The organism is Mycolicibacterium tokaiense (assembly GCF_010725885.1).
Classification (GTDB): Bacteria; Actinomycetota; Actinomycetes; order Mycobacteriales; family Mycobacteriaceae; genus Mycobacterium; species Mycobacterium tokaiense.
Genome location: NZ_AP022600.1, coordinates 966,241 through 989,557, shown reverse-complemented (window position 1 = coordinate 989,557; position 23,317 = coordinate 966,241). Strand labels below are relative to the sequence as shown.

Genomic DNA, 23,317 nt, shown 5'->3' with positions numbered 1-23,317 from the left:
CCCACCCTAATCGGCCGGGTTCACTTGCCCTTCTCGTCCTCGGCCTTGGCGTCGGGCTTGTCGCTCGGGACGATGATGCGCCGGGTGGACACCGGTTTGCCTTCGACGTTCTTGGACACGGTGGGCGCCGCGGGCGGCGGGGTGGAGATGCGGCCCTGCACCGGGGCACCATTCTTGACCGAGGGCGGCGAGACCCGCTTGGTGGCGGCCTTGTCGTCCTTGTCCTGCGCGCCGCCGGCACCGCCCATCGCGCCCGGCGGCATCATCGGGTAGCCGCCGCCCATACCGCCCATCGGGCCGTTGGCATGCGGCGCCGACGGGGCAGCTTGTGAGACGACGCCCGCACGGCCCGAGGTCGGGACGGTGGATCCCGTCGGAGTGGCCGCCGGACCCAGCGCCGACATCGGCGTGGTGGCGCCCATACCACCGCCACCGCCGGCGGAACCCCCACCGCCGGAACCGGTTTCGGGCTCGCTATTGAAGAACTCGCTGGGGACTTCGGAGCTGAAGTCCTCCGGGCTGACCTCGCCGCCGGCCTTCTGCATGGCACCCATGCCCTGTTGCAGCAGCTGCTGGCCCGTTTGGGCGAGCTGCTGCGGGATCTGGGCCAGCGGCTGCAGCGCTCCGCCCAGTGCGCCCGAAATGGCCCCTGCCATACCGCCGATCATCTGCGGCATCTGCTGGGCCATCTGGCCCATCTGGTCGACGCCCTGCATCTCACCTTTGGCGGCCTCGTCTTGGGCGGGGAACTTCTGCGCTGCCTCGGCGGTCAGCGCTTCACGCTCAGCGTGACCTTTCTGAGCCTCCGCGTTGTCTTTCGGGTCGCCGGCGTTAGCAGCCATACCCAATGCCTGCAGCAACATCTCGATCGGAACCTGGCCTGCAATCACCGCGTCGGGTGTGATCACCGGCGGTGGCGGTGTCTGCGCAGCTATTCCGTACGCTTCCGGGTTGGCGACAAGCCTGTCGTCGGTCATCGTGATCCCCCTTGTGTTGCCATGCTGAGTGCTTGGAACCAGGCAAAGTGGTACTTCAAGGTCGTCTTGTCCTTGGCGATGAGTCCGCTGATAGCAGCTAGTAGCTGCCAATTCCCCACATCAGTCGGGTCGACACTGTCGGGGTAGGCCCTGACCACCTTGTCCCGGGCCGCCGTCAAGTGTTCGTACAGCAGGTCGGCTTCGGATTCCAGGACACCGGTGCCCGCGATCCCTGCCTTGGTCAGGGTGTGTGCCAGCCTCGGCAGGCCGTCGCGCCAGTTGGTGGCCTGGGTGAGCTCCCAGTTGAGCTCCTCGATGTCGGGGACCTGGCGCGCCCGGAATGTCATCTCAACGGGCTCAACGTCTTTGGCGTTGGGCAGGTAGTGTCCCGGTGTCCAGATCGAGTGATTGACCGTTTCGCCCAGCAGGTGTTCCAATCCGCCGCGCCGCTTCTGCGGCTGCAGCAGCTCGACCCCCTTGGGGATCTCGATGTGCGGTGGGATCCATCCGGACGCCAGGTCGGTCACCAGGACGGTGGTGCCGTCTTCGCGGTCGCCGATGGCCCACTTGAGTTTGGGTTCCTGCCGGGCAACAGCTTCGAGCAGTCGATCCAGGCGGGCCTGTTCAATGGATTGTTGGGCGGCAGCCCCGGCGATGGCACCGGTTGCCGCTGATCCCATCGCAGTCTCGGCGATGCCCGCCGGTGTCACGCCGGTTTGTGCTGCCGCAGTGGGTGCTTGGCGGACGACAGCCGGCTGGTTGCTTGCCGCGGTGCCGCTGGCGGCGCTGGTCGGAGCCGACAATGGAGCTGGCGCGGCGACAGGTGGCGGGGGAGCGGCTGCTGCCGCAGTGGGTCGAAGATCAGATCCGTAGGCTGGCAGCGGGCCCGCCGGGGCTGCGGGCATAGGCGCCATGGGTGCGACGGGCGCTGCCGGAGCGGCGGCCACAGGCGCGGCGTACATGGGCTGCTGGGTGGTCTCGGTGGGTGCCGGCGCCGGCGCAGCTGGCTCGGAGAAGTGTTGTGGCGCTTCGTAGGCGAATCCGCCGGACGGCGCGGTGGGTGCGACGGGGGCTGGCGGCGTCGGGTTCTGCGGGGCCTGCTGAGCGGTCTCCGAGATGCCCTGCGAGAGCGCTTCTGCGCCGGCCGACATCGGCGCACCGGACTGCATGCCGCTGTTGAAGCTCTCGGCCAGGGATTCGGGGCTGAGTGGGGCGCTGGGTGTGGATGAGGAGAGGCCGGTGGTGGGGGGAAGGCTTGAGTTTCCCCCGGACGCACTACCTCCAGGGCTGGCGATCGGAGCATTCATGGGGTGTCCGGCCGGTCCTCCGCCTCCGCCCCCGACACTTCCGGGGACGCCAGCGGTCACACCCTGGTCTACGTTGACTCCGGCCGGAATCGTTTTCGTTGGCATGTCTCCCGCGTTTACGGCGTTAACCATGGCTGGCAGGTCGGTGCTTTTGTACAGCGGGGCCGATTCGGTTGGATAGGTCGCCGTAGCCGTATCTTGCAAGAGTGGTGAGGGCCCCTTGACGAAACTCACCGGACTGTCAGGACCCAAGTTGCCAAGCTCGGTAAGCGCTGATTTTTCGGGGCCGCCGATTGAGGATGATTCCGAAAGTGAGTCAAGCTTATTAATTATCTGCTGTTCGAGCGAATCGGTCTTTACTTCAGGGTGACCTTGGGTCAATTCGAGTCCGTTATCTCGGGCGAATTGTTCGAGCGATCGACCATCACCGGTCAAGGCTAGTACAGATTCGGCTGCTGCACTGACCTTGGCGGACCAGATAGCCGAAATCCTCCCAGCTTCGGAATTCGCTAATGAAACGGTTTGTGCAATAGGCAACACTTTTTCCACAATGGCAGAATTGCTTTGTATTTGTTTGATTGTGGAGTTGCCTAGTTCTGCGACGGTTCGCAACTCGGACCGTAGACCTTCTAGCGAATCGGCGGCTACTTTGTAGGCGTCCGCTTTCGCGATGTTATGTTCCGCGATCCACAATGCATGCTGTGTGCCTGCGTTGAAGCTCGCATTGGCCGAGTCTGCTGTTGCGCCTTCCTGGTCGGCCAGCGCTCCCGAAACTACGGTGGTCAACTGGGACGCATAGTCCTCGTAGGCCGTTGCAGTCGAAGACCGATTCGAGGACGAAGCCATCGCGTTGTGTGTCGCCTGCGCGCTTGGCCACCAGGCGCCTACTAGCAAATCCGACCAATCGCCAGGAGGTAGATCTTTCATTTACAGACCTCGAGCGCTTTCTTGTCTGCTGCGTCGAGCTTCGCGTTCACCTCGCTGAGTGATTCAGTTGGGACGTCCGAAAGTTGTCCCATTAATATCCCACTATAAGCGTCTGCCATGTCGGAAAATACTTTAGTTACGTCGGGGGGGAGTTGTGGATTTGCAGAAAGGGTTTGCCAAAGTAGGTTGGCGTTTGCAAGAATCGCAAGGCGTGCATTTACGGCAATGGTAAACTTTACGTTTGGATCATCGCTGCGCGCCGAGCCGGCTGTGCTGATTGCAGTGGCTGTTTCCTTGTAGGCAGCGCACATGTTTGAGATCGATTGCTGAATTTCTTGATCGCTATAAGTCTGAATGCTAGGGGCCTCAGTGCTTAATTGACTGCTGGCACTTGTTGGTTTTACCCACGAAGCTATCGCCACCAACAGTGATACGAGGGCCACACCTAGGGCAACTAGGACTATTGCCCGTGAGGGTTTTTGCGGAGAACCAACAGGCACGTCGGAAGGTGGTGGAGCCCATGGCCCTCCTGGCGTGACCCCGTACGGTGAGCCAGTCATGATTCGATGGTATCGCCCAGTTGAGATCTCGCCATTCACTACTTCGGCCCGGCTCTAGATGCACTCGGTCATGACGTTGGTAGCGGGCGTGTTGGCTTGATGTAAGAAGCACCGCGGGAGGCGTGGCTTGTCGAAGGCTCATCGTCAACCCGAAGGTTCTCGTGTCCCACGAAATGCCCGCAAACCTTGCATGGCTGATTGCTGATTGTGCAGCGCGATCAACCCTGGCCGACTTGGATGTTGCCGTAGTCGGTAGCCGGATGCCCACGAGAGCACCTGTCCACTCGCCGGAAGAACCTCCATTCATTGGCAGGCCTGCAAACCTTCGCATCTGCTTCGTCCAAGGTGGTGTAGGCGGCGTCAAGCTCAGCTCCGTGGCATCCGCCAAATGCAACAGCGTTGTCTGTTGGTAAGTCATGGCCAGAGCGGCAAGTGCGCCCGATATCTCCAATAGTGCGTTGGGGTTTCGTGAATTTTTTGCAAGAGATGCTGGCAGCGAGGCGTACATTGCTGGCAATCACCGACTTCACAGCTTGATCGTCACTCGTTGTGGAGGCTGCAGTGCGGGTGGCCTGGGCAATTAGGTCGTGCGCTTCGCAAAGCGCATCCGGTGAATCCGCGATCTCGGCCTCGCTGACGGGCTGGGAACCGCCGCGGCTTGCCCTTCTCCTCTTTGGAAAGCTTGTTGGCCGGCTTGTGCGGCCGCGCCCTCTCGATGCGTCAAGTTTGTGGTCCGAAGCTGGTGTAGCGCGTGTTCGTATCCGCCGAACATATTGCGCACTGCATCTCTCTCTGTGTCGCTGCACCGGCGGCGCGCCCTTCGGGCCTTCACCAGGCCACTACGCACCGATCATCGCGAAGGTCCACGGATCGCTTGTCGCCGCCATCACTCACATTCCTGTGCAACTTCTGCGTCAGCGCTGTCCAATTCTTCGTATATCGGTTCCAACCGCTCCTGGCCGGCGTCTGCAAGTTGCAGAAGCGTGATCTTGCTGTACGCGGCTATGAGCTTCTGCGCGCTAGAAGCGAGATCCACGGGTGTTGCGGGGTTCTGTTCTAAGACTGTGGCCAAATAGTCCCCACTCAAGGTGCCCGCGACATTGCTATGGTGAACCGCATGTCAGGGTCGTCGCTCGTCTTACCGCCCGACACGTCTCCGGCCTCGTTCACGAGCAAGCGGGCCTCGCAGACCGCCGCGGTGGCTTTGGACTGCTGCTCTGCCGAGTACTGAACCGCCGGGGTGTCCCGGGCCGCGGAGTCGTCGAAACGGGCAGGCAAGAACCAAGACCCGACGGATACGACGAGCGCCACCGCGGCAAGCGTGACCGCGGCAATCCCAAGGGTGCGGTTGGGCTTCTGACTTGAGGGAGGTCCGGGCACTGAAGTGTCGAGGCGCGGTTGCTGCCAGTGTGCCTCGGAATTGACTCCGTAGGGTGACCCAGTCACGTGTCGATGGTATCGCCGATGCCAGGGCCCGCTATTCACCCATTGCCTTGTTCTATGCCAAGGTTCCATTGGCGCATGGCCAGCAGGCCAACGGACTACCCGTCTGGGCCTGCATCGAAGAGTTTGAAGCCATCGTGCTTCTGACGCGCATCTATTGAGAGTGGTCGTGCTAAATGCTAACCAGGGTCATCAACTGAGCCCCCAACCTTCTAAGGCGCGACGGTATGCCGCGGAAGCCTGTCTGCTTACGAGATGGCCAGTCTGATGCATCCCGAGTTGACGTATATAGACGGTGCCGCAGCGTCCGTCCTATTGGTGCGGCGGCCAGCCGCGATGCTTCATCAACGCCTGTGACTGCGCGCTTTTACGGGGTCCGTTACCGGCAAACCTGAACTATTTGTCCGTCCAATTTGTTGATTTGGTCGTAGCGGGTGTCGAGTTGCTCCTTGGGTGCCTGTCCAGTTTGGAGTAGGACCAGTTCCTGGTAAGTCGATGCGAGTTGGCGAACGGGATCCGCCAGCGTCTGCGGAGTCGCAGGATTTTCTTTCAGTACGCGAAAGTAAAAAGCAGCACCTAGACTTGCCGTTGTGCGGATGTTAACGGCAATCGTGAAGTCCACTCCGGGATCGTCACTCGTCTCTCCCCCGGCAACCATAGTTGCTTTGTCGACGAGATCGTATGCGTTGCAAACTGCTGCGATCGCGCCGTCGGTGTCGGTGTCGGTGTCGGTGTCGGAACTGCTGTATGCGGGCTCAGCGTCCAACTCTCCAGCCGATTGACTATCGGAGGGGCGGAACCAACCGGCAACGGCGAAAGCCATAGCAGCTAGCCCGACCACAAGCGAAACCACAACTACAGGGAGCAAATTTCGCTGCGGTGACGGTGGGCGGGGCGACGGATGCCACGAGCCGTTTGGCGTAACCCCATACGGTGAGTCGGTCATGCAGAGATGCTATAGCCGTCGGCCTGAGCAGCAATTCACTCATAGACGTTCGTATGCGCCGCGGTCGCTATACGTGACGTTGCGGCCCTGACCTGAGTTGAACGTGCAATCGCTCGCGATTTGGTGAATTGACGGGTGCCAAGGCGCCAGTAGTGTCAAAGCTAACTTCGCTGTCAGGGGGCATTGTGGAAGTCGACGTCGAGACTATGCGCACCGGTGCTAACCGCTCGTACACCGCGGCTGGCTTGGCCGACGAGGGTGCGCAAGCACTAGGTCGGCGGTCTGTCTCATCTGGAATCTTCGGCGGGTTCGCGGCTGCCGGCGACTTCGAGCTGATCATGTCCGACGCGCACGGTCAGCATGTGACGCGGCTTCGGAACCACGAGCGCAGACTCGGAGTCTTGGGCGACAAGGGGCATGTCGCTGCGTCCGCATTTGTCGATATGGAGGAGCGCAACGCGGAGGCGTTGCGAGCGGTGGCGTGGCCGATTACCCAAGCCTGACGCACATTGCGATTGCAGACCTGCTGCAATGCGGTAACCCTTGGCAGATAGATGAAACGCTGCAGAGCGGGGACCCAGGGGAGATCGCGCAGTTGGCGTCCGCGTTCCAGAATGCGGGCGGCTGCACCGAGGAGACATGGGCTGAGTGGGTTCAGGCCAAGCAGCGGTTCGGGGAGTCCTGGAATGGGGAAGGGGGTGTCCACCCCATCGCAGACTCCGAGGAGGTTGAGCGCGCCACGACGCAACTGTTTGTGCAGAAGGATCAATTACCGCTGATTGCCGTGGACCTGCAAAACATCGCCGCGGATCTCGCCGAGGCGGAGAAGCAATCAGGCGCAAAGCTCGCAGAACTCAATGGTCAGTTGGCGCTACTGGACAGTTGGGTGGGCCAGAGGATCGCCGACGACGAAGAATGGTCCGATCTCCTCGACGAAGCGAGGGAACTGACCGGTGCGGCATGTGTTGAGGTTGAACGCATCCGCGACCAGTACACCGACAAGCTCGAGGCCACGGCCTTCGACCTGCGGAAAAATTACGGCTACGACCCTGCCGGAATTGAGGATGTCGACGGTGACGGCGTAGTCAGCCCCGAAGAACGCGGCCGGACTGCCCCGGAGCACTACGACACCAATCAGCGTGCCAAAGATGAAGCGTTGGTGAACAGTCCTGGCACGTGGACGCTCGAGAAGGCGGATGCCTTGGCGCGACTGAATGATTTCGCAACCGCGACGGCACCGCCAGACGCTCCGGTGTCACCGGAACAGCGCGAACTTGCCCAACAGCGCCTCGATGATTTCCGGATGGCAAACTTCGCAGGCCCGCTGCCACGCGATCCATTGTTGGGCGGGGATGCCCGTACCCGGGCGCAGGCACGGCTTGAACTCCAACGGCAACTTGAGCAGGGGTCTCTGGGCTTCCCGCCCATGGACCGTGACGCAGCAACCCAACTCATGAACCAGGGTGAATCTCTCGCCCGGGTGACCACAACGCGCGAGGCGTACCAGGCGCTGACTGCGGCGGGAATGTCCGGCGAAGGCGCTACGCAGGTGCTCTCGGACGTGATGGATGCGGCCAACCCGGGCATCGCGTCTGCACGGGCATACGCGGAGGGAATACCTCAAGGCAAGCACGCACTGCCGGTGGACTTGCTATCGGCCAGTGACGCCGAGGTGCTCAAAAGCATTACTCGGAAGGCGGGCGCGGTTGGAGACGTCCTAGGGCTGGGACTCGCCGGTTGGGATTATGTGAACGATCCCCAGAACCCCCACAGGAACGAGGAGCTAGGCGGCGCGCTTGGGAGCTTTGTCGTCGGCGCAGGCGGTACCGCGGGTGGGCTTCTACTCGCTGGCTCATTCACAAACCCTGTGACCGCGGCAATCGCGGTTGGAGTGATCGCTTACGCCTCAAGCGAAGCGGGTGATTACGTCGGCGGCAAGATTGGCAGCGCCTTCGACACACCTCGACCCACTAGCGGAGGCTGACGACAACACATGTCCTACGTGCTGTTCTGGCTTGGCGTCGTCGCGATGGCCCTGGGCACGGTCGGGGGTTTCTATCCGCCGTGGAAATCCGCTGCTCTATCGCCAGATTCGATCCAACGTCGTGTGTACTGGTCCGGCGCTGCGCTCGCCGTGGTGCTCTTTTTTCTGTCCCAGTGGCCCGACATTCGTTCGGGGTTGTTCTTCGGGCTCGGGAGCGCTTTGGCACTGATCGCCATTGCCTTCAACTGGACCAGTCACATCAAGATAAGAGGACGCATACTCGCGGCGTTCCCCTCTGACCGCCGCCCCGATCGCCCGCCTGCGCTTGGTGATGACAGTGAGTGAGGCGTCCTTCGGGCCCGTGCCTGAGGCTGCGTTTCCATGGTGAGCGCCGACCCACTCGTCTGGCCGGCTGTCCTTGCGCTGATGGTAAGCGCGATCGGCGGAAGCACTCCGCTCTGGAGATCGGCCAGGCTATCCCCGGATTCGATTCAACGGCGGACTTATTGGCTCTGCTGCGCCTTGGTCGTCGTGTTCGGTTTCGCGTCCCAGCTGCCAAACATCCCAGGTGCGCTGTTCGTCGCGGGGGCTTCGGCGCTGGTTCTTATTGGCATCGCCGTCTACTGGACCAACCACCTCAAAATCAATGGCCGGGTCTATGCAGCGTCTGCCCGCAATCGCCGCCCGGACCGTCCCCCTGCCGGCGATAGTGGGTCCGCCGACTAACTGCAGCTCTGGCTGAGATGCCAAATCGTGTCTCAACCTTTACTTGACCCTCGACCGACGTGCGCCAACGATGGATAGATGCGCCGACTCCTCCGCGTGGTGGTTGCTGCTGCGTGTGTGATGATCCTCAGCGCTACGCTCACGCCCGCGGCAGCGGCGTTGACACCGTGGTTCGCCAACTCGGTAGGCTCTGCGGCACAAGTCATTTCGGTGGTCGGCACCGGCGGCTCGGACGCGAAGATGGATGTCTACCAGCGCACGGGCGCCGGCTGGCAAGCGGTGGCGGCGGCGATCCCCGCCAAGATCGGCTCAAAGGGCATGTCGCCAAACCACTTTGAGGGCTCGCAGATGACCCCGCAGGGCGTCTACTCGCTTGACTTTGCCTTCGGCACCGAATCCAACCCCGGCGGCGGGCTGCCATACGTCCAAGTCGGCCCCGATCACTGGTGGGATGGCGACGTGAACAGTCCGACGTACAACACCATGCAGGTCTGCCCCCGGGACCAATGCCCCTTCAGTCTGTCCGGCGGCACCGAGAACCTGCAGATTCCGGAGTACGCGCACGCTGTCGTGATGGGTGTGAACAAGCAGCGCGTGCCGGGTAAGGGCAGTGCGTTCTTCATTCACAGCGGTGACGGCAGCGCGACCGCTGGGTGCGTTTCCATCGATGACGCCACCTTGGTGAGCCTCATGCGCTGGCTTCAGCCGGGGGCCGTTGTGGCTGTCGCTCAATAGTCGCTCAGAACCGAGGTGGCCTGGCGCGCCAGCCTGCGCGGCGCGGAAGCACCTTCTGCGAGTTCTGACCTGCTTCGACCCCCCATTGCCCTCAAGCTAACTGCACTCCCCTTGGAGCGCGGTGTTCGCGGCATCGAGACTCTCGTAGGCTTGTTTCAGCTCGCGGTCGGGCGCCTCCGCCACCTGAAGCAAAGTGACGGTATTGAATGCAATTGCCAGATTTCGCGCCGCATCGCGTAGAGCAGCAGGCGTGGCGGGGAATTTCTGCGCCGTTTCGACAATCAGGTTGGAGCTTACGACGGAACCTATTCGGACGTTGAGTGAGATGAGGCCGCCGATCGCAGGATCATTGCTCGAACGGCCGGCCGCGTTGCTGGTCGCTCGATCGATAAGGGCGTGGGAGTTGCAGACCGCCTCCGTGGCGATTGCTTCTTCTTGTTCTGAGTACTGCTCGACCACTGGCCCTGCTGCGGCCCGATGCGCGCTTTCAATTGGGCGAAGCCACGACGCTATCGCCACCGCTATACCGACTAACCCGACGGCGATGCCGAGGAGGATGGGACCGCGGGAATGTGCGGAGTGCGAGGATTGATGCGGGGGCCATGGTCCCGCGGGCATACCTCCGTGTGACAAGCCGGTCATGTCCCGATAGTAGCCTTGATTTCTGCGGCTCCAATCGCCTACTGCACTCGCGATCAACGGGGTCTCCATCGCCAGAATCGGTCGCGAGGGATCGAACCACTGTGCTTCCGAATGCCGAATCGAAATTTGGACCGCCGAGGGGCCTCGTCGCGTCTCTACGCAAATCGAGTCGCAGTTCTGAAATTTAAGCTATCGAACGGAAAGCAATCCCTAGCTGTAGGTTTTATCAATTTCGGCATCCAAAGCATCCGTGGTTCTATAAACTTCTTCGAGTTCTACCTGCCGCGCGCGTGCAAGTTGTAGGAAGAGCATCTCGGTGTAGCCATCGGCGAGCTTTCGGAAGCTATTCGCGAGATCCGGGGGCGTCGCGGGGTGGCGCTCAAGCTGGTCCAAAAAGTATTCAGATGCCATCTCAAAGGCAAATCGGGTATCGATAGACATAGCGAGCGCAAGAGTCGGATCATCAACATTCTGGCTTCCAAAGGTGCCGTTGACCGCGCGCAGTGCTTTTTCGTCAGAATCTCACATAGCTTCTTGGGCGCTGCTTATCTCATTGGCGCTGTACGAGGGCGATGTTTGAAAGTGCCCGGTAGAGGAAGCGTCAGTATTCGGCTTGAGCCAGGAAGCAACGCCCACCGTGAGCGCAAGTAGGGAAGTCGCGCATGCGGCAACTAACAATCCTTTCGTTGCCTTCGCCGTTCTCGGCGGAGGGCCCGGCGGCTGCTGCAAAGGACGACCCAGGGGGTTTCCGTATGGTGATCCGGTCAATTTGGAATCGTATAACCGGTGATTACTCGGACCGGAATCGACACATCGTCCACAGATTCGCGTGACGTTGAATCTGTTTAGGAGTCTGCGCTCGTTTCCGCCGGAATCGAAAATTTATGGGCCAACTACCTCAATAAGGTTGTGTCTACGGCGGCGTCTGTCAGTAACCGCCGCCCCGGCCGCCCTCCTTCGCGCAGTTGTGCGTCCGCCGCGTACACGCAGGTCCGGCCGTGGCTCCAAGTTATGTCATAACCATGACATGACCCTTGGCTGGCGTAATCCAACGTTGGGCAGACGCAACGACTTTGCCACGTTTTGGTTGCTGCTGCCTGTGTGATGATCTTCGAAGCAACGCACGTGCCCACGGCCGCGGAGTTGACGCCCCGCTTCGCAAATTCTGTTGACTCTGCGGCACAGGTGATTTCGGTGGTTGGTACGGGTGGCGCGGGCGGCAAGTTGAATGTTAACCAGCGCATAGACGTCGGCTGGCAGGTGGTGGCCGCAGCCATCTCGGCCGCAGACGATTCGGTTGGCATGTCCCGAGCCATTTTCAAGGCGGCTAGTGATCCCTTGCCGGACTTCGCCTTCTGCGCTCGATCCAACCCTGGCGAGGGTTTACCCCCAGATTGGGCCTGATGAGTGATGGACGGTCACGTCAAGAGCTTTGCGTAGAATTCATGCAAACGACCCGGGCAAGGGCAGTGCGTTCTTCATCCATAGCAGTGACGGCAGCCCGACCGCGGGATGCGTTGCGATCCACGATGCCACCTTGGTGAGCACCATGCGCTGGCTTCAGCCGCGCGCCGTGGGCTGTCGCTCAATAGTCGCTCAGAGACGGGCACATCGATACTTGGTGCCCCGCGCGGACCGCAGCCTGGGCGAGTACTTTCTGCCACCCTTCGCGCATTCCCTGCCAACGGGAAATGCTGCCCTGAGCTGCGTGGTTACAGCCATCAGACCGGAACGAGAAACCCCTCCCGCCCCGATCCGAACACCACAAAACCTATTCAGAGAGAAGCAGAGATCATGACCAAGTTCGGATTCGCCACCACCATCGCCACCGCCGCCACAGCCGCGTTCCTGGGCCTGGCCGCCCCGGCCATGGCCGCCCCGACCGGTGCCGGCAACGCCCAGGACACCATCAGCTCGCTGCAGGACCAGGGCTACAAGGTGATCGTCAACCGCCTCTCGACCGCCCCGCTCAGTGAAGCCAGCGTCGTCTCCACAGGTGTTGGCCCCACCTTCAGCCACACCAACTCCAACAACCGCGCCGAGGGTGGCTACGCGCCCAACTCCGACAACCAGTTCGCCCCGGTGAACACCAAGACCGTCTACGTCAACGTCCGCTGACCCCACGGGCTCCCGAACCGAAGCGCCCCGCCCTCCCCGGCGGGGCGCTTCTGCGTTCACACTGCGCTCACCGCGACCCCCACTCGCACTTCCTTGCGGTGGGTGCAGTGTGAACGAAACTGCCACCCTTCGCGCATTCCCTGCCAACCGGAAATGCGGCTCTGAGCTGCGTGGTTACAACCATCAGACCGGAACGAGAAACCCCTCCCGCCCCGATCCGAACACCACACAAGACCTATTCAGAGAGAAGCAGAGATCATGACCAAGTTCGGATTCGCCACCACCATCGCCACCGCCGCCACCGCCGCGTTCATCGGCTTGGCTGCCCCGGCCATGGCCGCCCCGACCGGTGCCGGCAATGCCCAGGACACCATCTCCAGCCTGCAGGACCAGGGCTACAAGGTGATCGTCAACCGCTTGTCCAACGCGCCACTGGCCGACGCCACCGTCGTGTCGGTGGGACAGGGCCCCACCTTCCCGCACAACAACACCAACAACTCGAACCAGGGCGGCTACGGCCCCAACTCCGACAGCAAGTACGCCCCGATGAACACACAAACCGTGTACGTCAACGTTCGTTGATCGCACAAAACACCATGCCGCCCTGGATCATCCAGGGCGGCATTCGTGTGTCAGAGCGCCAGCGCGGCGCCGGGGGTCAATTTGAAGTCCAGCCCCTTGAGCGACATGGTCGCCTCGTAGGTGCGCTGGTAGCCGGTCGAGGCGATCTTCCAGCCGGCCGACGTGCGGCGGTAGGTATCGGAGTAGAACGCCGCCCCGATCAACATGAAGTCGAAGTCGGCCACGATCACGCGGTCCTGGAGATACCACCTGCCGGTCGCGGTGTCGCCGGAGACGGTGATTTCGGGGTGGCTGACCCGGTGCTCGGTGATGACGTTGGCCGGCAGTGACGACCGCATGTACTCCACCAGTGAGGAGCGGTCGGTGAAGTGGTGCTCCTCGCCCACCGAGGATCCGTAGTCGCCCACGACGTCCTCGGTGAGCGCGTCCTCGAAGTCAGCCCAGTGCTTGGTGTCCAAGGCCCGCAGGTACTGATACTTGACGCGTTCGATGTCTTCCCGATCACCCATGAAAGACATTTAGCACGGCTTACAGTCGTCGCGTGACAAAACTCGTCGACGGGTATCTGAAGTCGCCGCTGTCGGGGATCGCGCCGTGGATTGTGTTCTCGGTGTTCTCGACGCCGGGGAACTTCGAGATCGCGGTGTGCGTCGCGCTCGGGCTGGCGCTGCTGACCTTGTGGCTCAGCCATCGGCGACACCTCGGCGTGTACGCCCTCGACGTGCTCGGCGTGCTGTTCTTCGTGGCGCTCGCCGCCGTCGGGCTGATCGTCGACGATGCCACCACCGACCGGCTGGAGATGTGGGCAGGAGAACTGACCAACATCGTGCTGGCCGTGTTCGTCATCGCGACCATCGTGGCTCGCCGCCCGTTCACCCTGGCGTACGCCAAAAAGCAGGCACCCGAGGAGCATTGGGACAGCTCGCTGTTCCTGAAGATCAACTACGTGATCTCCGGGGTGTGGGCGGCAGTGTTCACCGTCAACGCCGTCGTCGGCTTCATCGGTGACGCCGTGTTGCATGACCCCGACAACTTCTGGACGGCTTGGGTGCTGCAGCTGGCGGCTGTTTTCTTCGCCATCAACTTCACCGAGTACTACCCCGACCGCGCGACGGGGGACAAGCCGGCCGCGCTGCCCGAGCTGTTCGCGTGGGTGCCGATGTTCGTCTTGATCGCAGGCATTTTTGCACTCGTCACCGATGCGTTACCGGTCGTGTGGGGAATCGCCATGATCGCGGCGGGCACCGTCGGTAATGTCGGGATGGGCAGGCTTTCGAAGGAGCAGACATGAGCAAACTCAGCGTCATCTACTACTCGGCCACCGGTCACGGCGCCAAGATGGCCCAGCGCGTCGCGGCCGCGGCGGAGGCGGCCGGTGCGGAAACCCGTGTTCGACACATCGCTGAGACGCGGGATCCCGAGTCGTTCCGCGAGAACGAAGCCTGGTTGGCCAATTACGAAGCCACGAAGGATCTTCCGGCGGCGACGGGCGAGGACATCGTGTGGGCGGACGCGGTGATCTTCGGGACGCCCACCCGGTTCGGGTCACCGGCGTCGCAGTTCCGTACGTTCATCGACACCCTCGGCGGGCTCTGGGCCCAGGGCAAGCTGGCCGACAAGGTGTACGCCGCGTTTACCTCCTCGCAGACCGAGCACGGCGGTCAGGAGACCACCCTGCTGGCGCTCTACATCTCCCTGATGCACTTCGGCGGGATCATTGTCCCTCCGGGATACACCGACGGCGTGAAGTTCGCCGACGGCAACCCCTACGGCGTCGGCCACGTCACCGGACCGGAGAACAAGAACGGCCTGAGTGAGGCCACCAACAACGCCCTGGACCACCTGGCCACCCGCGTCGTTTCGGTGGCCGACCGGCTCAACTGAGGTAGCGGACCGCCATGTCGACCAGGGTCCGGCGCTCGCGCTGCCAGTCCAGCGATTGATCGACGATCATCTCGACGAGCACCATCCCGCGCAGCGCCGCCCAGATCACCTCCGCGACCGTACGATCGGCGGGGTCGTCGGAGATCAGCCGTCCCAGACCGCTGATGGCGTCGCTCATCTCGATCAGATGCCGCTCCGACGACTCCCCACGCGTGGCCCGCAGGATCTCGAAGGCGGCCATTGAGGTGGGGCTGCTGTAGCAGTCCCAGGCCAGGTCCACCACCGTCTCGATCCGTCGCGGCAACGGCAGACCGGACACCTCGGCCGCCGACAGGCTTTCCACCAGCTTGGCCACGCCATCGTCGACCACGGCCGTGAGCAGGCCGTTGCGGTCACCGAAGTGGTACTGGATGACCCCCCAGGTGACCCCCGCACGTTCGGCGACATGTTTGGCCGTGGCGGCCGGAAAACCCTCGTCCACGATGCAGCGCACCGTCTCCTCGATGATCCTGGCGCGCGTCTCGTCACCGCGCCTGCGGGGAGCGGTCGTGGTGCGGGTGGCGATACTTTTCATCGTTGACTTTATAACATTGTCCTGTCTATGTTTGGGACGTGACTGCAGCCCACAGCCGCTATGCGTCGTTGTCCAGGGACCAACTGGTCACCCTGGTTCCCGAGCTGCTGCTCATCGGCCAGCTGATCGATCGGTCTGGAATGGCCTGGTGCATCAGCAATTTCGGCCGTGAGGAGATGTTGCAGGTCGCCATCGAGGAGTGGATGGGCGCCAGTCCCATCTACACCCGCCGCATGCAGAAGGCGCTGAAGTACGAAGGCGACGATGTCATCACCATCTTCAAAGGCCTGCAGCTCGACATCGGCGCGCCGCCGCAGTTCATGGATTTTCGCTACACCGTCCAGGACCGCTGGAACGGCGCCTTCCACCTCGACCACTGCGGCGCGCTCCTCGACGTCGAACCGATGGGCGAAGAGTATGTCCGCGGCATGTGCCATGACATCGAAGACCCCACCTTCGACGCCACCGCGGTGGCCACCAACCGCCGTGCGCAGATCCGCCCCATTCACCGGCCACCCCGCGCTCCGGCGGACCGCCACCCCCACTGTGCGTGGACAGTCACCATCGACGAGTCCCACCCTGAGGTGGAAGACCACCCGCACCTGGCCCAGGTGAACCAGACCCGCGCTGCCGGTTGGCAATTGACCGAGATCGACAGCGGCGACGACGGGCAGGCAGATTACTCCGGTGATCTCCTGGCCGATTTCGACTTCGCCGCGTTCTCCAAGTCCGCACTGGTCCGCATCGCCGACGAGGTCTGCCTGCAGATGCACCTGCTGAATCTCTCCTTCATCATCGCGGTGCGCAAACGCGCGGATGAAGGGCTGGCGCGCGAGATCTGCACCAAACAACTGATCGGCCTGGCCGGCATCGCCGCCGAGCGCATCCACCGAGCCTTGAAGCTGCCCAAGAGCATCGAAGGGGTGCAGCGGGTATTCGAGCTGCACCCGCTGCTCAACCCGGTTGGCTACGTCGACGCCGACATCGAGGATGGACGGATCCACCTGCGCCGCAGTCCCGCTCACGACGACGGCTCCTGGATCGCGTTGTGCACACCGGCGTCGACCGAGCCGCTGCAGGCTGTGGCCACGGCTGTCGATCCCCACGTCGTCGTCGACGTCACCGGCACCGACACCGAGTGGATGGCCGAACTGCAGCACAGCGACACCGCCACCCAGGAGCGCTCCGAGGTCGAGGTGGTCAAGTTCAGCGGTGGCGCGAGCTTCACTTTCGAATCCCGTAAGTCCTTGCCGCTGACCGTCGTTTGATGTCCTACCGCGTGGTGCAATGGGGCACCGGGGAAATCGGCCGCGAAGCGTTGCGCGGCATACTGGATCACAGTGCTCTCGAGCTGGTCGGCGTCAAAGCGCACGGCGCGGACAAACACGGCGTCGATGCCGGCGTCCTCGCCGGGCGCGATCCGGTAGGGATCGCCGCGACGACATCGATCACCGAGATTCTCGATGCCCGCCCCGACTGCGTGCTCTACACCCCGCGCACCCCCTCGGTACCGGTTGTCTGCCAGCTCCTGCGGGCGGGGGTGAACGTGGTGACCACGTCGTTCGCCTTCCATCAGGCCCGTGCCCGGCATCGCGACGAGCTCCACGACGCCTGCCGGGAAGGTGGCAGCTCCCTACACGGAACGGGACTCAACCCCGGCAACCTGGGCGCGGTGCTGCCGCTGGCCATGGCCGGCATGTGCCGCGAGATCGAGCAGGTGACCATTCAGGAGCGCGCCGACTGGGCGCTCTACGACAGTGCCGACATCACTTTCGGCCAGATGATGTTCGGCGCGCCGATCTCTGATGTCACCGTGGACAGCCCGTCGCTGCAGTACACCAGTGCGCTTTTCCAACAACAGGTTTGGCTGCTCGGCGACGCCCTGGGCGCCGATCTGGACGAGGTCAGCGTCGACCTCGAACTGGTACCCGCCGAGCGTGACGGCGAGTTCTTGGGACGCACCGTCGAGGCCGGAACGGTTGCCGGGCAGCGGTGGCGGTGGCGCGGCCGGCGCGCCGGGGCCACCGTCATCGAAACCGAGACACTGTGGATGCTGGGCCAGCGTCAACCGCGGCACTGGCCGTCGCCGCAGCACGGCTGGACCATCACCATCGAAGGCGCCCCGTCGCTGCAGGCGCATGTGGTGACGTTGGCCAGCTTCCGCCGGGATGTGCCGATGAGTGAGCACGTGCACGCGGCAAGCGTCGCCACGGCCATGCAGGCGGTGAATGCGGTGCCCGCCGTGTGCGCCGCACCAGCGGGTTTCGTGACGATGGCCGAGCTGCCGCTGGCCTGGCTGCCGCGCATAGCAACCTCATAGATTCGACCAACGCGGGTGTCGGGTTGCCCGTCGGCGGCTCACAGCGGCTAGGGTGGCCTCTCGACTGCCGTCCAGTACAAGGTGTGAGAAGTTGAGCGACCCCTACGGGTTGTCCATCGGAACAACCAACTTGGTTGCGGCGCGTGTCGGAGCCCCACCGGTGACGCGCCGCTCCGTGCTGACCCTGTACGGACACCGGCCCGCGGAGGTGGGGCTGCCGTCGGACAACCCGAATCTCACCGAACCCGGCCTGGTCCTGCGTGGATTCGTGGAACGCATCGGCGACCCGGTGCCACTGATCGCCGTCGACGGATCGCCGCACCAGGCTGACCAACTGCTGGTCGAAGCGCTGGGAGCGGTGGCCGCTGCCGCCGGCGGCCCCTCCCCGGGTAGCGACGTCGTGATCGCGGTGCCCGCGTACTGGGCGCCCGGCGCCGTCCGCGCACTCGAGAACGCCCTACGCGGCAACCGCGCACTCGCTCCGTCGGGGGTGGCGCCGAGGTTGATCTCAGACGCCGTCACGGCGCTGACCGCCCTGCAGGTCAATCCGGGGCTGGCCGCCAACGGCGTCGTCGCGCTGCTGGACTTCGGTGGTAGCGGCACCAGCATCACCCTGGCCGACGCGGCCGCGGGGTTCCGGCCGGTGACCGAGACGGTGCGGTATCCCGAGTTCTCGGGCGACCAGGTGGACCAGGCACTGCTCACGGCGGTGCTGGCCGACATCGGCAGCCGCGGCGACGTGGATCCGGCGGCCACCGCGGCGGTGGGGTCGCTGGCGCGGCTGCGCGACGAATGCCGCCGCGCCAAGGAACGCCTGTCTGCGGAGACGGCGACCACCGTCACCGTGGCGCTGCCCGGCGTCACCACCGAATCCCGCGTCACCCGCGGGGAGCTCGAAGAGGTCATCCGTCCGGCGCTCGCCGGCGTCCTGGCCGCGCTCGACGATCTACTGCAGCGCAACCGGATCAGCTGGTCGCAGCTCACCGCGATCGGGACCGTCGGCGGCGGAGCTGCCATCCCGCTTGTGACACAGCTGCTTTCGCAGCGCTCAGCCGCGCCGGTGGTCACCACCGCGTCCCCGGGGCTCGACGTCGCCGTCGGATCGGCGCTGATCGCTGCCCGCGGCCCTGATGCCGACGCGCCCACCGGGCTGTCCACGGCGCTGGGAGATGCGGCCACCTCGTCGTTGGGAGCCGCTGCGCTGCAGCCCGACCCGAACGCACCCGCCTCGTCGACCTTCCGGGCGCTGGCGTGGTCGCAGGATGACGACAGCACTGCCGATCCGGTGCCGTACGAGGGCGAATACCAGAGCCCGTACGAAACCGACAATCCATATGCAATGTCCACCGGTGCTCGCCCGGAGATCCAATACACCCCTGCCACAGGCGCATTCGACGAACCCAAGTCCAGATTCCGCGTCCCGCAACTGGCGTTGGCCGCCGCGGCGTTGATCGCCGTGGTCGCGCTTGGCGGCGTTGCCTACACGCTCACCACCGACTCGTCGAGTACGGCTCCCACCACGCCCACCACGCTGGCGCCGCTCCCGGTGACCACGACACCCCCACCACCGCCGCCCGTCACCACCGAACCGCCGCCCCCACCCCCGGTGGAGACCACCTACGTCCCGCCCCCGCCGGAGACCACCTACGTCACCATCACACCCAGTCAGGCGCCGCCTCCGCCCCCGGAGACGACCACCACCACGACCACGACGCCGCCGACGACTACCACCACAACCACAACCACAACCACGACGACGACCACCACGACCACGACGCCGCCGACCACCACCACGACGACGCCGACCACCACCACGACCACGCCGCCACCGATGACGACCACGCACCTGAACATTCCGTTCCTGCCGGTGCCGATCCCGATCCAGGTGCCCAACCAGGAAGCGCCGTAGCCCCAGCTCGAATCCAGGAGTGAGCATGCCGTTGATGAAGGACGATGCAGGTCGCCGCTGGGTCGAGGTGGAGTTCGTCGTCCCGGGAACCCCTGAACAGGTGTGGCAGGCCGTCGCGACCGGTCCCGGTAACAGCGCCTGGTTCAGTCCCGCCACCATCGACGAACACGTCGGCGGGACAATCACATTCGATTTCGGTGCGGGGGTCACCACGTCCGGACCGGTGACCGTGTGGGAACCGCCGACGCGCTTCGGTTACGAAGAGGTGGGGTGGTCGGGCGAGGCGCCGCCGGTGGCCACCGAGGTGACCGTGACCCGCCGCAGCGCAGACCAGTGCGTGGTGCGCATGACGCACAGTCTGCTCAGCGACCGGGATGACTGGGACGCTGAACTGGAGAGCTTCGAGAGCGGGTGGCCGACGTTCTTCGAGATCCTGCGGATCTATCTGGCCGACCACCCGGGCGAGCCCGCCGCGGTGGTCAACGCCACCGCATCGCCGTCGGCCACCGAGGCGCACGTCTGGAAGGCGCTCGTGGACGCGTTCGGGGCGCGCGACGCCGATCTGGGCGACGTCGTCTCACTCGGCACGCCGCGCATCCTGGGCACGGTGGAGCAGGTGCAGCAGAACCACCGGTTCCGTCAGCTGCTGCTGCGGATCACCGAACCCACTGCCGGGGCTCTGGTGGCCGGCACCTGCACCGTGGGCGGGCAGACCATGGTCAACGTGAGTGCCTATCTCTACGGATCGGAGGCTGCGCAGTTCGCCGCCGACGACAAGCCCGCGTGGGCCAACTGGCTGGCCGAGGTGTGCGACCACGCAGGTGCGCCGAAACCCACGTAATTCCCGACCGTTCTCGTACAAACGGGTGTGACGTTCCGGCCTGATCTCCTTCACCTGGCTCGTGCCTCGCCAGCCTCGGCCTCAGGCCTGCGTCGGTTTGGGCGGGGAATTGCGGTGGCACACTGGAGGGCATGAGCAGCAATAATCCCTTCGGCTTTGATCCCGAGGATCTCGACCGCATGGTGCGCGAAGCGGGTGAAGGTCTGCGTGACGCGTTCGGCCGGGTCTTCGACAACCCTGCACAGCGCGGTGCCTGGAACGTGTTCTTCGACCAGGCCGGCGGACGGCCCCGTGCCCGGCCGGAACCCGAGACCACCGGCGACGCCGGGGACGGTGTGTGGGCCATCTACATCGTCACCGACGACGGGTCCGCCACGGTGGAGCAGGTGTTCGCCACCGAGCTGGACGCCCTACGCGCCAACAAGCACAACACCGATCCGAAGCGCAAGGTGCGGTTCTTGCCCTACGGAATCGCGGTCACCGCGCTCGACGACGCAATTAGCGACGAGACCCCGTAGCGGCTGTCGACCACAGCGCCCACGCCACCAGCACGGGCTGAAACAGCAAACGGACGAAACGTTTGGCATCGCTGTCGAGGCCGAAGCCGTCGCGTTTGTTGACGAATTGGGCCAGGTTGCCCGGGAACACCGCGACGAAGAAGGCTGCCAAGAGGCGCCCCACCAACACCCGATCGCGGTTGAGCAGGGCCAATCCCGCTCCGAGCATCACCTCGACGCCGCCGGAGGCCATCACCACGCCGTCGGGATCCATCGGTACCCATGTCGGCACCTGTGCCTGGAACTCTTTGCGCCCCCAGAACAGATGACTGAGGCCGGCGAAAATCATGGCGCCGGCCAGGATCAGTCGCGCCGCGGTGCGGGTGGGTGTGGTGGGCGGCGGAGGAGGTAGCTCGTTGTGCGTCATGCGCTATTTCTACTCCGCCCTACCAACCGGTTGCGCGGGCGTAAGTTTCAGAAATGTTTCCTGTCAAAGTCCTGTGAACGCTGAAAAATTTCCGGCCTGAGGGTGCTATTTCTGCCTACTTCGCCCAAGATGGCTGCCGGATCCTGTGAGAAGCGTAGCTGTGGACGGGTAGCGGTCCGGAAAAGTTCCGGTCCCCGTCACGCCACGGGACGAGCTGAGGAGCAAGCATGTTGACGTTGCGCACAACTCTGCGCAAGGCAGTTGTCCTGATCTCCGTCGGCACGGTCGCCGCCTTCGGGGTCGCGGCGTGCGGAAGCGACGACGAGGGTGGCGGGTCGGGCGGATCCGGCGGCGGGGGTGGGGGCGAGATCAACATCACGATGACGTCGTTCCCCGACTACATCGACCCGCAGCTGTCCTACACCGTGGAGGGCTGGGAGACCCTCTACAACGTCTACACACCGCTGCTGACGTACAAGCACGCCAAGGGTGAGGACGGCACCGAAGTGGTGCCCGCACTCGCCGAAGCCTTGCCGGAGGTATCGCCCGACGGCTTGACCTACAAGCTCAAGATGCGTTCGGACATGCTGTACTCAGACGGCACCCCCATCAAGGCCTCCGACTTCACCTATGCGATCCAGCGCCTGTTCAAGGCGGACTCCGGGGGATCGGTGTTCTTCAACGGCATCGTCGGAGCGCCCGAGTACGCCGACGGCAGCGCCGACACCATCAGCGGCATCGTCACCGATGACGCCACCGGCGACATCACCATCACTCTCGACGGGCCCAACGGCACCTTCGAGAACGTCCTGGGCCTGATGTTCGCCGCACCCGTGCCGCCCAGCACGCCGTTGTCCGACGACGCGACCAACAGCCCGCCGCCGTCGAGTGGGCCGTTCATGATCACCAATGTCGAAGCACCGCAGACGTTGACGCTGGAGCGCAACCCGAACTTCAAGACAGTTCAGGACGCCGGTGCCACCGAAGTGGCCGACGCGGGCGTCGACAAGATCACCGTCACCCAGAACAAGAGCAACACCGCCCAGGTGACCGGCGTCGAGCAGAACAGCATCGACTTCATGGTCGACCCGCCGGACGCCGACCGTCTGCAGGAGGTGAAGTCCCGCTTCGCGGACCGGTTCCGCATGGAGGAGTCGATCAACACCTTCTACTTCTGGATGAACAACCAGACCGCGCCGTTCAACGACGTGCGGGTGCGCCAGGCGGTCAACTACGCCATCGATCCCGAAGCGCTCAACCGCGTGTTCGGTGGGCGCCTGCACGCCACCCAGCAGATCCTGCCGCCCGGGATGCCCGGCTACGAGGAGTACAAGCTGTACCCGGGTCCGGACATGGACAAAGCCAAAGCGCTTCTCGCCGAGGCCAATCCGTCGGACATGGACATCACGGTGTGGACCAACGACGAACCCGACCGCAAACGCATCGGCGAGTACTACCACGACGTGCTCAACCAGCTGGGATTCAACGCCACCCTCAAGGTGCTCGCCGGTGACGTGTACTTCACCACCATCGGCAACCAGTCGACACCGGATCTCGACACCGGTTTCGGCAACTGGTTCCAGGACTTCCCGCATCCGGACGACTTCTTCCGGCCGCTGCTCAACACCGACGCCATCTTGCCGACCAATGGCAACAACTTCTCGCGTGCTTCGTTGCCGGAGTTGGACGCCAAGATGAACGAACTGCGCTCCAAGCAGCTCACCGACGACGGCGTGGAGCAGGGTTACGCCGAGCTGGACAAGGCGTACATGGAGCAGGCGGTGTGGGCGCCCTACGGCAACGAGCAGTACACCACCTTCGTGTCCGATCGGATCGACTTCGACAAGGCCTACAGCCATCTCCTGTTCAATCAGGACTGGTCGGCTTTGACGCTGAAGTAGTGGCCACCCCGACAGAG

25 protein-coding genes are annotated in these 23,317 nt (G+C 63.7%); 16 read left to right on the top strand and 9 right to left on the bottom strand.

Translation table 11 applies throughout. The features are described from left to right. Positions 1–20: 20 nt before the first annotated feature. The 3 genes from G6N58_RS04720 to G6N58_RS04710 form a co-directional block, all read right to left on the bottom strand. Entirely contained in the window at positions 21–977 is a 957-nt protein-coding gene (locus G6N58_RS04720) for a hypothetical protein (protein WP_115279538.1), read from the bottom strand. Continuing rightward, positions 974–3,070 carry a DUF5631 domain-containing protein gene (locus tag G6N58_RS04715; RefSeq protein ID WP_163907914.1) on the bottom strand — a complete coding sequence of 699 codons (2,097 nt, stop codon included), beginning with the start codon at positions 3,068–3,070 and terminating at the stop codon, positions 974–976. The genes G6N58_RS04720 and G6N58_RS04715 overlap by 4 nt, the downstream gene beginning before the upstream one ends. A 137-nt stretch (positions 3,071–3,207) precedes the next feature. Continuing rightward, positions 3,208–3,771, bottom strand: coding sequence for a hypothetical protein (locus G6N58_RS04710; protein ID WP_163907912.1), 564 nt, complete (start codon positions 3,769–3,771; stop codon positions 3,208–3,210). Between the two features lie 1,433 nt (positions 3,772–5,204). Here G6N58_RS04710 and G6N58_RS04705 point away from each other — a divergent pair. Continuing rightward, positions 5,205–5,375: a hypothetical protein gene (locus G6N58_RS04705; RefSeq protein WP_163907910.1), complete on the top strand. Its 171-nt coding sequence runs from the start codon at positions 5,205–5,207 to the stop codon at positions 5,373–5,375. A gap of 218 nt (positions 5,376–5,593) precedes the next feature. Here the strand turns inward: G6N58_RS04705 and G6N58_RS04700 are convergent, their stop codons facing one another. After that, a complete protein-coding gene (locus G6N58_RS04700) occupies positions 5,594–6,160 on the bottom strand; it encodes a hypothetical protein (protein WP_147289359.1) in 567 nt (188 codons plus the stop codon). 245 nt (positions 6,161–6,405) lie between these two features. Here G6N58_RS04700 and G6N58_RS04695 point away from each other — a divergent pair, with 245 nt between their 5' ends. From G6N58_RS04695 to G6N58_RS04680, 4 genes are all read left to right on the top strand, one after another. Further along, on the top strand, positions 6,406–6,663 hold the full coding sequence (locus tag G6N58_RS04695) for a DUF2563 family protein (protein WP_435406197.1): 258 nt from the start codon (positions 6,406–6,408) through the stop codon (positions 6,661–6,663). Next, positions 6,642–8,144, top strand: coding sequence for a putative alpha/beta hydrolase (locus G6N58_RS04690; RefSeq protein ID WP_115279543.1), 1,503 nt, complete (start codon positions 6,642–6,644; stop codon positions 8,142–8,144). Before G6N58_RS04695 ends, G6N58_RS04690 begins: the two co-directional genes overlap by 22 nt. 9 nt (positions 8,145–8,153) lie before the next feature. Then, the gene (locus G6N58_RS04685; protein ID WP_115279544.1) at positions 8,154–8,489 is read left to right on the top strand and encodes a hypothetical protein; all 336 of its coding nucleotides are present in this window, start codon (positions 8,154–8,156) and stop codon (positions 8,487–8,489) included. Positions 8,490–8,948: 459 nt separating this feature from the next. Continuing rightward, positions 8,949–9,605 carry a L,D-transpeptidase family protein gene (locus tag G6N58_RS04680; RefSeq protein WP_115279545.1) on the top strand — a complete coding sequence of 219 codons (657 nt, stop codon included), beginning with the start codon at positions 8,949–8,951 and terminating at the stop codon, positions 9,603–9,605. Between the two features lie 96 nt (positions 9,606–9,701). Here G6N58_RS04680 and G6N58_RS04675 read toward each other — a convergent pair whose 3' ends face one another. Then, the gene (locus G6N58_RS04675) at positions 9,702–10,064 is read right to left on the bottom strand and encodes a hypothetical protein (RefSeq protein WP_115279546.1); all 363 of its coding nucleotides are present in this window, start codon (positions 10,062–10,064) and stop codon (positions 9,702–9,704) included. Positions 10,065–10,457: 393 nt separating this feature from the next. Continuing rightward, on the bottom strand, positions 10,458–10,688 hold the full coding sequence (locus tag G6N58_RS04670) for a hypothetical protein (protein ID WP_115279547.1): 231 nt from the start codon (positions 10,686–10,688) through the stop codon (positions 10,458–10,460). A 660-nt stretch (positions 10,689–11,348) separates the two neighbouring features. Here G6N58_RS04670 and G6N58_RS30535 point away from each other — a divergent pair. The 3 genes from G6N58_RS30535 (at position 11,349) to G6N58_RS04655 (ending at position 12,947) form a co-directional block, all read left to right on the top strand. Next, complete coding sequence (locus tag G6N58_RS30535) at positions 11,349–11,651, top strand: hypothetical protein (protein ID WP_174904646.1); 303 nt, start codon at positions 11,349–11,351, stop codon at positions 11,649–11,651. A gap of 390 nt (positions 11,652–12,041) precedes the next feature. Continuing rightward, entirely contained in the window at positions 12,042–12,365 is a 324-nt protein-coding gene (locus tag G6N58_RS04660; RefSeq protein ID WP_174904647.1) for a hypothetical protein, read from the top strand. A gap of 258 nt (positions 12,366–12,623) precedes the next feature. Beyond that, positions 12,624–12,947: a hypothetical protein gene (locus tag G6N58_RS04655; protein ID WP_115279548.1), complete on the top strand. Its 324-nt coding sequence runs from the start codon at positions 12,624–12,626 to the stop codon at positions 12,945–12,947. A gap of 50 nt (positions 12,948–12,997) precedes the next feature. Here the strand turns inward: G6N58_RS04655 and G6N58_RS04650 are convergent, their stop codons facing one another. Continuing rightward, on the bottom strand, positions 12,998–13,456 hold the full coding sequence (locus tag G6N58_RS04650) for a nuclear transport factor 2 family protein (protein WP_435406167.1): 459 nt from the start codon (positions 13,454–13,456) through the stop codon (positions 12,998–13,000). Positions 13,457–13,488: 32 nt separating this feature from the next. On the opposite strand from G6N58_RS04650, the gene G6N58_RS04645 reads away from it, so the two are divergent. Together G6N58_RS04645 and wrbA are read left to right on the top strand one after the other, a co-directional pair. Further along, complete coding sequence (locus G6N58_RS04645) at positions 13,489–14,238, top strand: DUF3159 domain-containing protein (protein ID WP_115279550.1); 750 nt, start codon at positions 13,489–13,491, stop codon at positions 14,236–14,238. Further along, the gene (wrbA, locus tag G6N58_RS04640; RefSeq protein ID WP_068918792.1) at positions 14,235–14,831 is read left to right on the top strand and encodes an NAD(P)H:quinone oxidoreductase; all 597 of its coding nucleotides are present in this window, start codon (positions 14,235–14,237) and stop codon (positions 14,829–14,831) included. The genes G6N58_RS04645 and wrbA overlap by 4 nt, the downstream gene beginning before the upstream one ends. Here the strand turns inward: wrbA and G6N58_RS04635 are convergent. After that, the gene (locus G6N58_RS04635) at positions 14,824–15,405 is read right to left on the bottom strand and encodes a TetR/AcrR family transcriptional regulator (protein ID WP_115279551.1); all 582 of its coding nucleotides are present in this window, start codon (positions 15,403–15,405) and stop codon (positions 14,824–14,826) included. The genes wrbA and G6N58_RS04635 overlap by 8 nt on opposite strands. Before the next feature lie 38 nt (positions 15,406–15,443). Here G6N58_RS04635 and G6N58_RS04630 point away from each other — a divergent pair, with 38 nt between their 5' ends. The 5 genes from G6N58_RS04630 to G6N58_RS04610 all read left to right on the top strand — a co-directional run bounded on the left by G6N58_RS04630 (position 15,444) and on the right by G6N58_RS04610 (position 20,993). Beyond that, positions 15,444–16,673, top strand: a complete 1,230-nt coding sequence (locus G6N58_RS04630) for a hypothetical protein (protein ID WP_115279552.1) — start codon at positions 15,444–15,446, stop codon at positions 16,671–16,673. After that, positions 16,673–17,725, top strand: coding sequence for an NAD(P)H-dependent amine dehydrogenase family protein (locus G6N58_RS04625; RefSeq protein WP_115279553.1), 1,053 nt, complete (start codon positions 16,673–16,675; stop codon positions 17,723–17,725). Before G6N58_RS04630 ends, G6N58_RS04625 begins: the two co-directional genes overlap by 1 nt. 160 nt (positions 17,726–17,885) lie before the next feature. Next, positions 17,886–19,634: an Hsp70 family protein gene (locus tag G6N58_RS04620; protein WP_435406168.1), complete on the top strand. Its 1,749-nt coding sequence runs from the start codon at positions 17,886–17,888 to the stop codon at positions 19,632–19,634. Between the two features lie 25 nt (positions 19,635–19,659). Next, entirely contained in the window at positions 19,660–20,475 is an 816-nt protein-coding gene (locus G6N58_RS04615; RefSeq protein ID WP_172545009.1) for an SRPBCC family protein, read from the top strand. Positions 20,476–20,606: 131 nt separating this feature from the next. Next, on the top strand, positions 20,607–20,993 hold the full coding sequence (locus tag G6N58_RS04610; protein WP_068918786.1) for an Rv0313 family protein: 387 nt from the start codon (positions 20,607–20,609) through the stop codon (positions 20,991–20,993). On the opposite strand, the gene G6N58_RS04605 is transcribed toward G6N58_RS04610, so the two are convergent. Then, positions 20,974–21,399, bottom strand: a complete 426-nt coding sequence (locus G6N58_RS04605) for a DoxX family protein (RefSeq protein WP_115279555.1) — start codon at positions 21,397–21,399, stop codon at positions 20,974–20,976. The genes G6N58_RS04610 and G6N58_RS04605 overlap by 20 nt on opposite strands. Positions 21,400–21,626: 227 nt before the next feature. On the opposite strand from G6N58_RS04605, the gene G6N58_RS04600 reads away from it, so the two are divergent. Then, positions 21,627–23,300 (top strand): ABC transporter substrate-binding protein, encoded by a 1,674-nt coding sequence (locus G6N58_RS04600; protein WP_068918784.1) that lies wholly within the window; start codon positions 21,627–21,629, stop codon positions 23,298–23,300. The last annotated feature ends 17 nt before the right edge of the window (positions 23,301–23,317 follow it).